The 14,738-nt window shown below is 67.2% G+C and carries 12 protein-coding genes; 8 read left to right on the forward strand and 4 right to left on the reverse strand.

Annotation, left to right across the window (positions count from 1 at the left end):
* Positions 1-257: 257 nt before the first annotated feature.
* On the forward strand, positions 258-2,615 hold the full coding sequence (locus ACSQ3S_RS14265; protein ID WP_436142757.1) for a glycoside hydrolase family 95 protein: 2,358 nt from the start codon (positions 258-260) through the stop codon (positions 2,613-2,615).
* Here ACSQ3S_RS14265 and ACSQ3S_RS14270 read toward each other — a convergent pair.
* The gene (locus tag ACSQ3S_RS14270) at positions 2,612-3,394 is read right to left on the reverse strand and encodes an IclR family transcriptional regulator domain-containing protein (protein ID WP_176650241.1); all 783 of its coding nucleotides are present in this window, start codon (positions 3,392-3,394) and stop codon (positions 2,612-2,614) included. The two genes, ACSQ3S_RS14265 and ACSQ3S_RS14270, sit on opposite strands and share 4 nt — an antisense overlap.
* A 128-nt stretch (positions 3,395-3,522) precedes the next feature.
* Between ACSQ3S_RS14270 and ACSQ3S_RS14275 the strand changes: the two genes are divergently transcribed.
* The 7 genes from ACSQ3S_RS14275 to ACSQ3S_RS14305 all read left to right on the forward strand — a co-directional run bounded on the left by ACSQ3S_RS14275 (position 3,523) and on the right by ACSQ3S_RS14305 (position 10,412).
* Positions 3,523-4,407: a 4-hydroxyphenylpyruvate dioxygenase gene (locus tag ACSQ3S_RS14275; RefSeq protein WP_176650242.1), complete on the forward strand. Its 885-nt coding sequence runs from the start codon at positions 3,523-3,525 to the stop codon at positions 4,405-4,407.
* Positions 4,400-5,245, forward strand: a complete 846-nt coding sequence (locus tag ACSQ3S_RS14280) for a shikimate dehydrogenase family protein (RefSeq protein WP_176650243.1) — start codon at positions 4,400-4,402, stop codon at positions 5,243-5,245. Before ACSQ3S_RS14275 ends, ACSQ3S_RS14280 begins: the two co-directional genes overlap by 8 nt.
* The gene (locus ACSQ3S_RS14285) at positions 5,242-6,129 is read left to right on the forward strand and encodes a sugar phosphate isomerase/epimerase family protein (protein ID WP_436142758.1); all 888 of its coding nucleotides are present in this window, start codon (positions 5,242-5,244) and stop codon (positions 6,127-6,129) included. Before ACSQ3S_RS14280 ends, ACSQ3S_RS14285 begins: the two co-directional genes overlap by 4 nt.
* Before the next feature lie 11 nt (positions 6,130-6,140).
* On the forward strand, positions 6,141-6,596 hold the full coding sequence (gene aroQ / locus ACSQ3S_RS14290; RefSeq protein WP_436142759.1) for a type II 3-dehydroquinate dehydratase: 456 nt from the start codon (positions 6,141-6,143) through the stop codon (positions 6,594-6,596).
* 77 nt (positions 6,597-6,673) lie between these two features.
* Positions 6,674-7,798, forward strand: coding sequence for a porin (locus ACSQ3S_RS14295; protein ID WP_436142760.1), 1,125 nt, complete (start codon positions 6,674-6,676; stop codon positions 7,796-7,798).
* A 30-nt stretch (positions 7,799-7,828) separates the two neighbouring features.
* Positions 7,829-9,160: an MFS transporter gene (locus ACSQ3S_RS14300; protein WP_436142761.1), complete on the forward strand. Its 1,332-nt coding sequence runs from the start codon at positions 7,829-7,831 to the stop codon at positions 9,158-9,160.
* Between the two features lie 160 nt (positions 9,161-9,320).
* Positions 9,321-10,412 (forward strand): SGNH/GDSL hydrolase family protein, encoded by a 1,092-nt coding sequence (locus tag ACSQ3S_RS14305; protein ID WP_436142762.1) that lies wholly within the window; start codon positions 9,321-9,323, stop codon positions 10,410-10,412.
* A 24-nt stretch (positions 10,413-10,436) separates the two neighbouring features.
* On the opposite strand, the gene ACSQ3S_RS14310 is transcribed toward ACSQ3S_RS14305, so the two are convergent.
* From ACSQ3S_RS14310 to ACSQ3S_RS14320, 3 genes are read right to left on the reverse strand one after another with little or no spacing between them, the layout of a single operon-like run.
* Entirely contained in the window at positions 10,437-12,308 is a 1,872-nt protein-coding gene (locus tag ACSQ3S_RS14310) for a feruloyl-CoA synthase (protein ID WP_436142763.1), read from the reverse strand.
* 14 nt (positions 12,309-12,322) lie between these two features.
* Positions 12,323-13,777: an aldehyde dehydrogenase gene (locus tag ACSQ3S_RS14315; protein WP_413447962.1), complete on the reverse strand. Its 1,455-nt coding sequence runs from the start codon at positions 13,775-13,777 to the stop codon at positions 12,323-12,325.
* 40 nt (positions 13,778-13,817) lie between these two features.
* Positions 13,818-14,651 (reverse strand): p-hydroxycinnamoyl CoA hydratase/lyase, encoded by an 834-nt coding sequence (locus ACSQ3S_RS14320; RefSeq protein ID WP_176650251.1) that lies wholly within the window; start codon positions 14,649-14,651, stop codon positions 13,818-13,820.
* Between the last annotated feature and the right edge of the window lie 87 nt (positions 14,652-14,738).

Here is a 14,738-nt window from a genome sequence, read left to right on the forward strand (position 1 = left end):
CGCGTTGAACCCCCAGCCTTCATTATTATATTGTCCAAGCCGCTTTCGCCGGTCAAACGATGCGGCAAAATGGCCGCGAATTTAGCGCTTACGCATTAAACACCGCCCGCTTGGTGAATTTCGTAATTGAGATGTCTGCGCGCCGGGCTCAGAATGACGGCAGAAAAACTATTTCACGAGACATGAAGACGACACGACGCAGTTTTATGGTGTCCATGGGCCTTGCCATGGCGTTTCCTGGGTTGGCTGGAGCCAGGGTGCAAGCCGATACGCGCGGCGCGCAGGAGCGCCTGTCGCTGTGGTACGACCAGGCGGCCGGGCCGTGGGTGGAAGCGCTGCCGGTCGGGAATGGACGCCTTGGCGCCATGAGTTTCGGCCGTATCGCCCAGGAGCGCGTTCAGCTCAACGAGGACACGCTGTTTGCCGGCGGTCCCTATGATCCCAACAATCCCCGTTCGCTGGAGGCGCTGCCGCAGGTGCGCGCCTTGATAGACCAGGGCAAATATGCGGAAGCGGCGGAGCTGATCGACGCGTCCATGATGGGCATGCCGAAGACGCAGATGCCATACGGCGCCGCCGGCGACCTGCTGCTCGACTTCGACGGGCTGTCCGGCGCCGGCGATTATCGCCGCTGGCTCGATCTCGACAGCGCCGTCTGCGGCACCCGCTTCACCAACGGCAAAGTGCAGTACCGCCGCGAGGTCTTCGCCAGCCAGCCGGACCAGGTGATCGCGATACGCCTGACCTCCACCGGGGGCGCGATGAATTTCGATGTCGGCTACCGCCATCCCGGCGAAGTCGGTTACGGCGCCACCGATTACACCGGCGGCAAGACCGCCGCCGCTGCCGCGCCGGTGCCGTGGGACCACCGTGAACCACTGCGCGCGGAGCAGCGGCCGGAAGGCCTATCCCTGCGTTCGGACGGCGCCGACGCATTGCTGATTGAAGGCCGCAATATCGGCGCCGCCGGCGTCGCGGCGGCGCTGCGCTACGCGGTGCGCGTGAAGGCGCTCGGCGACGGCAGGATCGCTGTGCGGGGCGACCGCATCGAGGTGCGCGGCGCCAGCGCGGTCACGCTGCTGGTCGCGGCGGCCACCAGCCATGTCAGTTTCGCCGACGTGGGCGGAGACCCGGTATCGCTGGTGCGCAAACACAGCGAAGCCGCCGCCGCCAAGCCCTATGCGCGGCTGCGCGGCGCGCACGTTCAAGCGCACCAGGCGCTATTTCGCAGGTTGTCGCTGCGCATAGGTTCCGGTGAGGTCGACGCAAGGCCGACCAACCAGCGCATCGCCGTGGCGGAAAAGCAGGCCGATCCCGCGCTGGCGGCGCTGTACGTGCAATACGGCCGCTATCTGCTGCTGTCCTCGTCGCGGCCCGGCAGTCAGCCGGCCAACCTGCAGGGCCTGTGGAACGAGGGCACCAATCCGCCGTGGGGAAGCAAGTACACCATCAACATCAACACGCAGATGAACTACTGGCCGGCGGAATCGGCCAATCTGGGGGAATGCGTGGAACCGCTGTTGCGCATGGTCGAGGATCTGGCGGTGACCGGCGCCGTCACCGCGCGCAAGGGGTATGGCGCGCGCGGCTGGGTGGCGCACCACAATACCGATCTGTGGCGCGCTACCGCGCCCATCGACGGTCCGCTGTGGGGCATGTGGCCGTGCGGCGGCGCGTGGCTGTGCCAGGCCTTGTGGGATCACTACGACTACCACCGGGACGAAGCCTGGCTGCGCCGCATCTATCCGCTGCTGAAGGGGGCGTCGCTGTTCTTTGTCGATGCGCTGGTCGAGGATCCGCAGGGCAGGGGATTGGTGACCTCGCCTTCGATCTCGCCGGAGAACCAGCACCATCACGGCGTGGCCACCTGCGCCGGCCCGGCCATGGACCGCCAGATCATCCGCGACCTGTTCGGCTGGACGCTGCAGGCGCACGCGCTGCTCAAGGACAGCGACGCCGCCTTCGCCGCCGAAGTCCAAGCCAGGCGCGCGCGCCTGCCGGCCGACCGCATCGGCGCGCAGGGGCAGCTACAGGAATGGCTGGAGGACTGGGACGCCGGCGCGCCGGAGCAGCAGCATCGCCACGTGTCGCACCTGTACGGCGTTTATCCGAGCGGGCAAATCAACGTGCGCGACACGCCGGACCTGATCGCCGCGGCCAAGGTCACGCTCAACACGCGCGGCGACAAATCCACCGGCTGGGCCACCGCGTGGCGGCTGGCGCTGTGGGCCCGGATGGGCGAGGGCGAACGCGCCTACGGCATCTTGCAAGGCCTGCTTGGACCGGAACGCACCTATCCCAACATGTTCGACGCCCATCCGCCATTCCAGATCGACGGCAATTTTGGCGGCGCGGCTGGCATCCTTGAGATGCTGGTGCAATCGTGGGGAGGCGAGATCCGCCTGCTGGCGGCGTTGCCCAAGGCGTGGCCGGACGGTGCGCTGCATGGCGTCCGGGTGCGCGGCGGCGTGGAGCTCGACCTGGACTGGTCGCAAGGCCATCTGCGCCAGCTGCGGCTGCGCGGCCAGGCGCACCAGCGGCTTAAAATCCGCTACGGCGAACGTCTGAGCGAGATCACGCTGGATGCCCAAGGGCGCGCAAGGTTGACGGGCTAAACCCACAGCATCAGCGTGTTGGCGACCGCCTGCATGGCCGGCACGCAGCGGGCGATCGCTTCCTTGCGGCTGCCGTGGCTGGCCGCCATCGATGTCGACAGCGCGCCCACCACGTCGCCGACGCGGTTCTTGACCGGCACCGAGATGCCGCGCAGCCCCATCTCGTACTGGTTCTCGGTCGAGCCGAAACCGTCTTCGCGTATCGCGACGATCTCGCGGAACAGCTGGTCCTTGTCGGTCACCGTCAGGTGGGTGTAGGCGATCAGCGTGATCCGGTCCAGGTAGGCGTGCAGCGCGTCGTCGCTGAGTGAGGACAGCAGCACCCGGCCGGCGGTCGAGGTGTAGGCCGGCAGCCGCATGCCGGGATCGAAGCCGGCCAGCAGGATGCGTGGCGCGTTGACGCGGCTGACATAGACCACGTCGTCGCCGTCGAGCAGCGAATAATTGGTCGATTCCTGCAGCTGGTTGGTCAGCCTTTGCAGATAGGGCACCACGGCGCGCGGCAGGCGCGCCGAATCCACATAGGCGTGGCCGATGCTGAGCACACTGGGGCGCAGCCAGAACGTGCGGCCGTCGGTGGCCGCCATGCCCAGGTGGACCAGCGTCAGCAGATAACGCCGCGCCGCCGTGCGGCTCAGCGCCACCTTTTCGCCCAGCTCGGTCGGCGTCAGCCGCACCGATTCGTGGTCGAAGGCGCGTATCACCTCCAGTCCCTTGATCAGGCCCTCGATCTGGTCGCGTTTGGCGACCACCACATCCTGCAAAGCACTCTTCTTCATCGCCAGCCCCTTTGTTTGCGCGATTATCGCGCAATTTGCGCGTTCAACGCAATATTCACCGTTTTGCGGGCTGTTTTTCGACGCCCGGCTTTTCTACACTGGCCTCATTCAACCAGGCGAGGATCACCATGACGGCACATGAACACAACCCGGAACCGCACAATCCGCTCGGCATAGACGGCATCGAGTTCGTCGAATATGCCAGCGCGCAGCCGCTGGCGTTCGGCGCGCTGCTGGAGCAGTTCGGCTTCGTGGCCACCGCCCGCCACCGCTCGCGCGAGGTGACGCTGTACCGCCAGGGCGGCATGAACGTGATCGTCAACGCCGACCCGCGCGCCTTGCCGCAATCGGGCACCGATCCGCAGTCGACCGTCGTCAGCGCCATCGCGCTGCGGGTGCGCGACGCCGATGCCGCCTACCGCCACGCGATCGAGCTGGGCGCCTGGGCGATCCAGACCCGCGCCGGCGTGATGGAACTGAACATACCGGGCGTGCACGGCGCCGGCGACTCGATCCTGTATTTCGTCGACCGTTTCCGCGACTTTTCGATCTACGACGTCGACTTCAAGCCGATACCCAACGCACCCGCCAACCCGCCGGCGCTGGCCGGCCTGCATTTCTTCGGCGTGGTGCAAGCCATCGGCGCCGGCCGCGCGCCCGAGTGGATCGACTTCTACCAGCAGCTGATGGACTTCCGGGTGCTGCCGGAAGGGCGCTACTTCGGCGTGGTGCCGAAAGGGACGCTGCTGGAGAGCCCGTGCCACGGCTTCTACCTGCAACTGGTCGAGCCGCCCGAAGGCGCGGCCGGCCTGCAATGGGGCGAGCAGCTGATACGGGTGGGCTTCGGCGCGCCGGACGTGCTGGCGGCGGTGCGCGCGCTGCAGCAAAGGGGCATCGTGTTCATCGACCGCGCACCGGCGCAGTCCAACGAACGCGGCGCATTGACACAACTGTACAAGGGTGGCGTCAGCTTCGAGCTGGTCGTCAGCCACCTGGAGAAGAACCATGATTGAGATTTCCGGCACTACGCGCATTTTCCCCGTGATCGGCTGGCCGGTCGAGCAGGTCAAGGCGCCGGCGCTGTTCAACGCCTATTTCCAGCGCCACGGCATCGATGCACGGGTGGTGCCGCTGAAGGTGCCGCCCGAGTCCTACACCGCCGCCGTGCGGCTGCTGATGTCCTTTCCCAACGTGGGCGGCATCTTCGTCTCCATCCCGCACAAGCCGATGAGCGTGGGCGCGGTGGACCTGCCCAGCCCGTGCGCGCTGCTGGCCGGCGCCTGCAACGCCATCTACAAGGACGGGCAGGGCCGGATACTGGGCGACCTGATCGACGGCGTGGGCTTCATCCGCGCCCTCGACCGCACCTGCGGCGCCGCGCCGCTGGACTGGGCCGCGTCGCGCGCGCTGGTGGTCGGCAGCGGCGGCGTCGGTTGCGCGGTGGCCTATGCGCTGGCCGAGCGCGGCATCGGCGAGGTGGCCCTCTACGATACCCGGGACGACCAGGCGCAGGCCTTGCGGCAGCGCCTGCGCCTGGCCTTTCCCGGCACGCGGATCGGGATCGCGCCGCCGGCCGCCGCCGGCTTCGACCTGGTGGTCAACTCGACGCCGCTCGGCATGCACGCCGACGATCCGCTGCCGATCGATCTGCGCGGCGTGTCGCCGCACTGCATCGTGGCCGATTGCGGCATGAAGATAGAGATGAGCCGCCTGCTGCGCCAGGCGCAGGAACTGGGCTGCCGCATCCAGAAGGGCAAGGAGATGCTGATCGAGCAGGCGCCCCTGTACCTGGAGCTGTTCGGCTGGCCCGGCGTATCGTCCGACGCCTTCCGCGCGCTGGAGGCCCTGTGAACCTCTCCAACTTCGGCATGGACAGCATCACCCTGGCCGGTCCGCTGGAAGCGAAGCTGCGCGCCTCGCGCGCGGCGGGCTTCAGCCAGATCATGTTGTGGGCGCGCGACCTGGCCGGCCATCCGGGCGGGCTGGACGAGGCGGTGCGCGTGGTGAAAGCCAGCGGCGTGCGCGTGACCGGCATCCAGGTGATGCGCGACTACGAGGGCCTGGACGGCGCGCTGCACGAATACAAGCTCGATATCGCGCGCCAGATGCTGCTGGTGTGCCGGGCTGTGGGCGCGCCGCTGCTGATGGTCTGCTCCAGCACCTCCAGCCACGCCAGCGGCGACATGCGCCTGATCGCGCGCCATCTGGCCAAGCTGGCTACGCTGGCGGTGCCGCTGGGCGTGCGGGTGGGCTACGAGGCGCTGTCCTGGGGGCGTCATGTCAACCAGTACGAGCAGTCGTGGGAGGCGGTGGAACTGGCCGACCACGCCAACCTGGGCGTGGTGATCGACTCCTTTCACATGCTGGCCAACCAGGCCGGCCTGGATGGGCTGGAGGACATCCCCAGCCACAAGATCGCCATGGTGCAGCTGTCCGACTTCATGTGGCGCGACATCCGTAGCGCCGAGGAGCGGCTGGAGACGGCGCGCCATCTGCGCGTGTTTCCCGGCGAGGGTGCGCACTCGGGCGAACTGACCGACCTGCTGCGCCGGCTGGACCGCGGCGGCTATCGCGGCGACTACAGCTTCGAGGTGTTCAACGACGACTACCTGCAGCTGGCGCCGGAGATCGTCGGCCAGCGCGCCCACCGCGCCGCCAAATGGGTCACCGACCAGGTGCTGCGCCGCAGCCTGGAAGTGCGGCGCACGACCGCCGCCCATCCGACCATGGCCTAGGAGCGACGGCGATGCGACCTCCAGGCCAGACCGTGATGGTGTTGAACGGTCCCAATCTGAATCTGCTCGGCCAGCGCGAGCCGGCCGTGTACGGCGCGGCCACGCTGGCCGACGTCGAGCGCCTGTGCGCCGCCGCCTGCGAGCGATACGGCTACGCGCTGGACTTCCGCCAGTCCAACCACGAGGGCGTGCTGGTCGACGCCATCCATGCGGCCGGCGCGGCGCAGGCGCAGGGCACGCTCGCCGGCGTGGTGTTCAACGCCGGCGCCTATACCCACACCTCGGTGGCGCTGCACGACGCCATCAAGGGCGCGGATGTGCGGGTGATCGAACTGCATATCTCCAACGTCCATGCGCGCGAGCCGTTCCGCCATCGCTCGTGGCTGTCACCGGTGGCGCAGGGCGTGATGGCCGGCTTCGGCGTGCGCGGCTACGCGCTGGCGATCGCCGCGCTGGCCGAGGATTAAGAAAAAAACGAAGCCCCTCGCTTCGCGGCAGTACCGGGGGAACCACAACCATATGAAGTGAATAAAACGGAGACAGAATGAAGAAGCAAGCAATCGCGCTGGCCTGCATGGCGACATGGCAGGCTGCCGCCCAGGCGCAGTCCAACGTCACCATCTACGGCAACTTCGACGAGTACCTGGGCTATATCCGCAGCGGCAGCGGCGCCCATATCACGGGCCTGAACGACGGCGCCGTGCTGCGCAGCCGTCTCGGCTTCCGCGGCACGGAGGATGTGGGCGGCGGCTACAAGGTCAAGTTCGCGCTGGAGCAAGGCATCAACGCCGACACCGGTACCGGTGCCGACAGCACCCGCCTGTTCGACCGCCAGGCCTGGGTCGGCATCGAGGCGCCCAGCGGCGAATACCGCATCGGCCGCCAGAACACGGAGATCTTCTTGATCGGCGGCGCTATCGACTACACCGAGCGCACCACCTTCGGCTCGCTGTTCAACACCTTCGGCATTCCCTCGCGCTACGACAACGACCTGTCCTACCGCTCGCCGCGGCTGGCCGGGGCGCAGCTGGTGCTGCATTATGCGCTGCCGGAAAACGGCGGCGCCACGCGCGGCAACAGCCCGATCTACCAGCTGGCGCTGGACTACCGCAACGGCCCGTACCGCGCCGGCTATGCGGGCCTGCAGGCAAGCCCCAACAGCGTCACCGCCACGGTGCACGACAAGGTGGTCTATCACAACGTCTACGCCGACTACCAGTACGGCAGCGGCACCATCTATCTGGCCGCGGCGCGCAGCAACAATTCCACCTCCAGCGCCAACGGCCTGAATGCCGGCGTCATTCTCAACAACGTCAGCAACCCGAACAACTTCTTCGCCGGCACCGATCGCAACGCGGCCCGCTACTACAACTTCTACCAGGTGTCGGCCGACTACCGCGTCAGCAGCGCGCTGAGGATAGGCGCCCTGTACGGCATCATCAAGGACACCTCCGGCGGCAATGCCGGCGCGCGCGGCGCCAACGCGGGTGCCTACTACGAGCTGTCCAAACGCACCACGCTGTACGGCTTCGCCAGCGTGATGCAGAACCAGGCCAACGCCGGCTTCCGCTTCAGCGGTTCGGCCGGACCGTCGGCCAACCTGGCGGGCGCCGACATCAACGGCAAACATTTGACCGGCCTGCAGGCCGGCATCCTGCACAAGTTTTAATCCAACTACAATAATCAACTGGAGGACGACATGACAACAGCAACAGCAAAACGAGGCAAGGCGGCAGCCGGCGCCGCGGTGGAACCGCCACGATCGCCGCGCAAGGCCGCCTTTGCCAGCTGGATCGGCAGCGCGGTCGAGTACTACGATTTCTTCATCTATGGCACGGCGGCGGCGCTGGTGTTCGGAAAAATCTTCTTCCCCGCCTTCGACCCGGCGGCGGCGACGGTGGCCGCCTTCGCCACCTTCGGCGTCGGCTACGTCACGCGGCCGATAGGCGCGGTGCTGCTGGGCCATATCGGCGACCGCTACGGCCGCAAGCGGGTGCTGACCTTCACCCTGCTGCTGATGGGGATTTCCACCTTCCTGGTCGGCCTGCTGCCGACCTACGGCCAGGTCGGCATCGCCGCGCCCATCATGCTGGTGGCGCTGCGCATGCTGCAAGGCTTGTCGGCCGCCGGCGAGCAGGCCGGCGCCAACTCGATGACGCTGGAGCACGCGCCAGCCCACCGGCGCGCCTTCTTCACCAGCTTCACGCTGAGCGGCACGCAGGCCGGCCTGATCCTGGCGACGCTGGTGTTCCTGCCGCTGTCCGCGCTGCCGGAGGAGCAGCTGCTGTCCTGGGGTTGGCGCATTCCCTTCTTCCTGAGCGCGATCGTGGTGGCTGTCGGTATCTGGGTGCGCCGCACCTTGCCGGAAACGCCGGCCTTCGCCGAAGAGTCCAGCCACCAGCCCAGCCGCATGCCGGTGGCGCTGCTGTTCCGCGAGCACAAGGCCAATCTGCTGCGGGTGATCTTCGCCGCGCTGGTGTCGGTGGTGAGCACGATCTTCAGCGTGTTCACGCTGTCGTACGCGGTCAACACCATGCACATACCGCGCACCACCATGCTGACGGTGCTGGTGCTGGCCAACGTGCTGGCGCTGGGGGCGATCCCGATGTTCGCCGCGCTGTCGGACCGTATCGGCCGCAAGCCGGTGTTCATCTTCGGCGCGCTGGGATCGGCGGCGTTGATCTGGCCCTATATGTGGAGCATCAGCACCGTCAACCTGCCGCTGGTGTTCATCTTCGGCCTGCTGCTGTCGGGCGTGGTGTACAGCGCCGCCAACGGCGTCTGGCCGTCGCTGTACGGCGAGATGTTCAGCACCCGCGTGCGCTTGTCCGGCATGGCGATCGGCACCCAGATCGGCTTCGCGCTGGGCGGCTTCGCGCCGACCATCAGCGCCTCGATCCTGCAGCCGGGGCCGGGGGGCTGGATTCCGGTGGCCGCTTTCGTGACGGCCACCAGCGTGGTGGCGGCGATCTCGGTGGCGACGGCGCGCGAGACCTACAAGCTGCCGATGCACGAGCTGGGCAAGAGCTGACGAAGGCCGCATGTGGGGTGATCATCGCCGCCTCCCTTGGGTCGCGACGGGTGGGCAGTGGGCATTGAAATTGCCGGTAGAGTGCTGCATGCCACCTGACTTGACCTAGCCTTGCTTCCGATGTCAGACTTAAGCCTGCCCAAAGAACCGACAGGAAAATATGAAGTCACTGATATCCGGGCTGAAGCTCATTGGCGCAATTTCGGCACTGGTGGCGGCGCAGGCCGGCGCCGCCACCCTGATAGCGCCCGGCGACAGCCATCTGCTCTACACCGGCCGGGTGGATTGGCGCAATGCCGCCGCCCCCGTGCTGACCTGGCCGGGATCGAGCGTCGAAGCCCGGTTCACCGGCAGCTCCCTGGCGGTGCGGCTGGACGACCAGCTTGGCCACAATTTCTTCAGCGTTTACCTCGACGGGAATCTGGAGCGTCCGGTGGTGCTGCAGGCGGACAAGGGCGAACGCTCGTACGTGGTGGCCACCGGCCTGGCGCCCGGTCCGCATTCCTTCCTGCTGACCAAGCGTACCGAAGGCGAGGAGGGCGGCACCACTTTCGCAGGCCTGGAACTGGCCGACGGCGGCACGCTGCTGTCGCCACCGCCGCGCAAGCAACGCAAGATCGAATTCTTCGGCGACTCGATCACCAGCGGCATGGGCGACGAATCGCCCGACGACGGCCCCGATCATCTGGCGAAGGACAAGAACAACTTCCTGTCCTTCGCGGGGATCACCGCACGCAACCTCGATGCGGAAGCGCACTTCATCTCGCAAAGCGGCATCGGCGTGATGGTCAGCTGGTTCCCCTTCACCATGCCGGTCTATTTCGACCAGTTGAACGGCGCGGGCAAGAACGATTCCAAATGGGATTTCAGTTCATGGACACCGGACGTGGTGGTCATCAACCTGCTGCAGAACGACAAATGGCTGATCGATCGGGAGAAGAAACTGACCCCGGCGCCGGACGACGCCGAGCGTGTGCAGCGCTACCGCGCCTTCGTGCAGGATATCCGCAAGCGCTATCCGCGTGCCTACATCGTTTGCGCGCTGGGCAGCATGGACGCCACGCAGCCGGGGTCGAAGTGGCCCGATGTCGTACGCTCGGCCGTCGCGCAGATCGAGCGCGATACCGGCGACGCCAGGATCGCGACGCTGATGTTTCCCTTCACCGGCTATCAGGGGCATCCGCGCGTGAAGCAGAACCGGGCCAATGCCGCCTTGCTGACGGCGTTCATCCGGCAAAAGCTCGGCTGGTAGCGTGAGGCCGGCGGCAAGCATGTCTCAGCCGCCCACCAGCAACCCGCCAGCGCCGACTGCTCCGGCATACATCGCCTCGACCAGCGCCGCGCGCCGCTCCAGCACCACGCGCTGGTTGATCGAGCCCTTGTCGGTCTGCTCGCCGGCCGTCACGGACGGCGCTTCCTCCAGCAGCAACATGCGCTCGATGCGGGACGCCGATCCGGTCGCCGTGGCGTTCAGCTGCGTCAGCAACTGGCTGAAGTGGTTGCGCACCGGGGCGCTGGACAGGACTGCAACGGCATCGGCGTCGGCGCCCAGCCCGGACAGCAGCTGGCACTGGTCCATGCGCGGGAACACCAGCAAGCCTATGCTGTCGCGGTTGATGCCGGCCACCACCACGTCCTGGATGTAGGGCGCGCCGGCGCTGATCACCCGCGCCCGCAGCGGTCCGACGCTGACGAAGGTGCCGCTGCTGAGTTTGAAGTCCTCGGCGATGCGGCCGTCGAACATCAATCCCAGTTCCGGCCGCGCCGGATCGACGAAGCGCACAGCGTCGCCGCTGCAGTAGTAGCCTTCGTCGTCGAAGGCGGCGGCGCTGGCTTCCGGCGCGCGCCAGTAGCCCGGCATGACGTGCGGGCCGCGGAAGCGCGCTTCGTACTTGCCGTCCACCCGCACCAGCTTGACCTCGCAGGCCGGCGCCGGCAGGCCGACATAGCCGGCCATCATCACCGGACCGGTGGTGAAGGTGCAGGAGGGCGCCGTTTCCGTCATGCCCAGGCCGGCCATGATGCGGATCCGCTGGCCGCAGTGCTGTTCGCTGACCCGCTCCAGCGCATCCCATGCCGCCTGCGACAGGCCCGCGCCGGCGAAGAAGAACAGCTCCATCTGCGAAAAGAAATGGCGGCACAGGTCGGGGTCGTCCTGCAGTGCGGCGGTGAGCAGCTCCCAGCCCTTGGGCACGTTGAAGAACACCGTCGGCGCGATCTCCTTCAGGTTGCGCACCGTGACGGCGAAGTCGCGCGCGGTGGGCTTGCCGTCGTCGATGTAGTAGCTGCCGCCGTTGTACAGCGCGATGCCGACGTTGTGGCTGCCGCCGAAGGTGTGGCTCCAGGGCAGCCAGTCCAGCAGCACCGGCGGCTTGTCGCCGAACGCGGGGAAGCTTTGCAGCAGCATCTGCTGGTTGGCGCACAACATGCGCTGGGTGGTGATCACCGCCTTGGGCAGCTTGGTCGATCCCGACGTGAACAGGAATTTGGCGATGGTGTGCGGGCCGCAGGCGGCGTTGGCCGCGTCCACTGAGTGCGGGACGGTCGCCAGCAGCTGCGCCAGCGGCGTGACGGCGCGGCCTGCGTCGCCCCGGTCGGTCACGACCTCCACCTCGTCCGGCACCGCCGCCGCCAGCGCCGCCGCACAGGCGCCGCCGTCGGTGGCGTAGATCATGCCGGGCGTCAGGTGACGCACGAAGTGGGTCAGCTTGGCGTGGTCGGTAGCGGCACCTGAGGCTGCTGGCGAGACCGGGCAATAGGGGACGCCCGCATACAGCGCGCCCAGCGCCAGTTGCAGGTGCTGCAGATCGTTACCGGACAAGATCATCAGCGGACGTTCGGCCGACAGGCCCCGGTCCAGCAGCGCCTGGCCGATGGCGCGCGCCTGCTCCAGCATCTGCCGGTAGCTGATGTGTTGCCAGCCGCCGTCGGCGCCGCGCTGGGCGGCCAGCGTGCGTTCGGGATGACGCTCGGTGCCGCGTACCAGGCAATCGGTGATGCGGTCGGGATAGTCGCCCAGCGCTTCTTGCGAGGCCAGGCGCCAGACGCCGTGGGCGTCTGCCTCGACCCGCACCGGCGCGCTGCCCACGCGCACCGGGCGATAGCGCGACAGGTCCAGCGTCGCGGCGGTGGTGGGGAGCTGCGTCATTGCGTGCTCCTCCATCACACCGGGTAGTGGCGGTGGCCGCTCTGGATGGTGATCCAGCGCAAGTCGGTGAATTCGGCGATGCCGGCCTTGCCGCCGAAGCGCCCGTAGCCGCTGGCCTTGACGCCGCCGAACGGCATTTGCGCCTCGTCGGCCACGGTGGAGCTGTTGATGTGGCAGATGCCCGATTCGATGCGCCGCGCCAGCGCCATCGCGCGCGGGATGTCGCGGCTGAAGACGGCGGCTGACAAGCCGTATTCGCTGGCGTTGGCCTCGGCCAGCGCCGCCTCGTCGCCATCGACGCGGATGATGCCGACGATGGGGCCGAACGATTCTTCCTGATAGACCGTCATGGCCGGCGTGATGTGGTCGATGATGGCCGGCTGCAGCAGGTTGCCGTCGCTGTCGGCGCTGCCGCATACCAGCTTGGCGCCCTTGGCCTTGGCGTCGTCTATCATGGTGGCCACGCGGCTTGCTGCCGAGGCGTCGACCATGCCGCCCAGTACCGCGCCTTCCTGGCCGGGTTTGCCGGCGCGCAGGCCGGCGGTCTTGATACGCAGCTTTTCCACGAAGGCGTCGGCGATCTTGTTGTCGACGATGATGCGGTCGGTCGACATGCAGATCTGGCCCTGGTTGAAGAAGGCGCCGAAGGCGGCCGCCTGCACCGCTTCATCGAGGTCGGCGTCGTCCAGGATCAGCAGCGGATTCTTTCCGCCCAATTCCAGCACCACCGGTTTCAGATGCTGGGCCGCCTGCTGGGCGATGATGCGTCCCACCTTGGTCGAGCCGGTGAAGTTGATGCGCTTGACGGCCGGATGGGCGATCAGGCGCGCCACCACGGCGGCCGCGTCCTGCGGCGCGTTGCTGACGACGTTGACCACGCCGGGCGGGAAGCCGGCGTCCTCGAACACCTTGCCGATCAGGCGATGCACGGCGGGACAGACCTCGGAAGACTTGAGCACCACCGTATTGCCGCAGGCCAGAGGCGTGGCGATGGCGCGCGTGCCCAGGATTACCGGCGCGTTCCACGGCGCGATGCCCAGCACCACGCCGCAGGCCTGGCGCATACCCATCGCCAGCAGGCCGGGCACGTCGGAGGGGATCACTTCGCCGGCGATCTGGGTGGTCAACGCGGCCGCTTCGCGCAGCATGGAGGAAGCCAGCATCACATTGAAGCCGTACCAGCCGGCCACGCCGCCCGCTTCGGCCACGCCGGCCGCGATGAATTCGGGCGCGCGCGCCTGCAGGCAGTCGGCCGCCTTGAGCAACAGGCGGCGGCGCTCGCCCGGCGCGGTGGCGGACCAGCCGGGGAAGGCCGCCTGCGCCGCCGCGACGGCGGCGTCGGCATCGTCCAGGGTGGCGGCGGCGGCCACCGAGGCGATGTCGCCGGTGGCAGGGTTGAGGCGCTGGTAAGTGGCGCCGGTGGATGCGGCCTGGTCCAGGCCTCCGATCAGCAAGCGGGCTTCAAGCATGGCGTATCTCCTTGGTTATTAGGCTGGGGCTGGGCGCGTCTTATGCGCGCTTGTAGGTTTGCAGGCCTGGTTTGATGGTCTTATCGTCCAGGAACTGCTTGAGGCCCTGGGCGCGGCCTTTTTCCGGGTCGCGGTAGTTGGACTGGTCGACCTTGGCGTACAGGTAGTCTTCATTCTGCTCCCAGGTCAGTTCGCGGCAGCGCTTGAAGCCGTTCTTGGCGATGCGCAGCACGGTCGGCGACTTGGCCAGCAGCTTTTCCGCCAGTTCGATGGTGGCCTCGCGCAGCTGCGCCAGCGGCACGCTCTTGTTGACCAGGCCCATCGCGGCCGCTTCCTTGCCGGTGAAGGTGTCGCCGGTCATGATGTAGTGTAGCGCCTGGCGGTGGCCCATGGTGTCGGCGACCGCCTTGCTGACCAGGTTACCCGGCGGGATGCCCCAGTTGATCTCCGACAGGCCGTACACGGCTTCGTCGGCGGAGATGGCCAGGTCGCAGGCGACCAGCGGCGAGAAGGCGCCGCCGAAGCACCAGCCGTTGACCATGGCGATGGTCGGCTTGCTGTACATGCGCAGCAGCTTCCATTGCCACTGCGAGCAGTCGCGGCGCAGCTTCTCCTGGAAGATCTCCGGCTTGCCGTCGTTTTCGCGGAAGTACTCCTTCAAGTCCATGCCGGCGGTCCAGCTGTCGCCGGCGCCGGTCAGCACCAGCACCTCGGCCTCCGGATCCAGCTCCAGCGTTTCCAGCACGTCGATCATTTCGCGGTTCAGCGTCGGGCTCATGGCGTTGCGTTTTTCCGGGCGGTTCAGGGTCACCCAGGCGATGCCGCCGGTGACGTCGACTTTTACGGTGCTCCAGCGCTTGTCATATTGGCTCATTTCGGTCTCACTTAATGTTAGGTTAATATCAGGTTGCCTGATACGTGTCTTATAATATATGCTGCTTGGCCTGTATTGCAAGCGCTT

Origin of the sequence: Duganella sp. LjRoot269 (genome assembly GCF_964254095.1) — a bacterium.
Taxonomy (GTDB): Bacteria; Pseudomonadota; Gammaproteobacteria; order Burkholderiales; family Burkholderiaceae_D; genus Rugamonas; species Rugamonas hordei.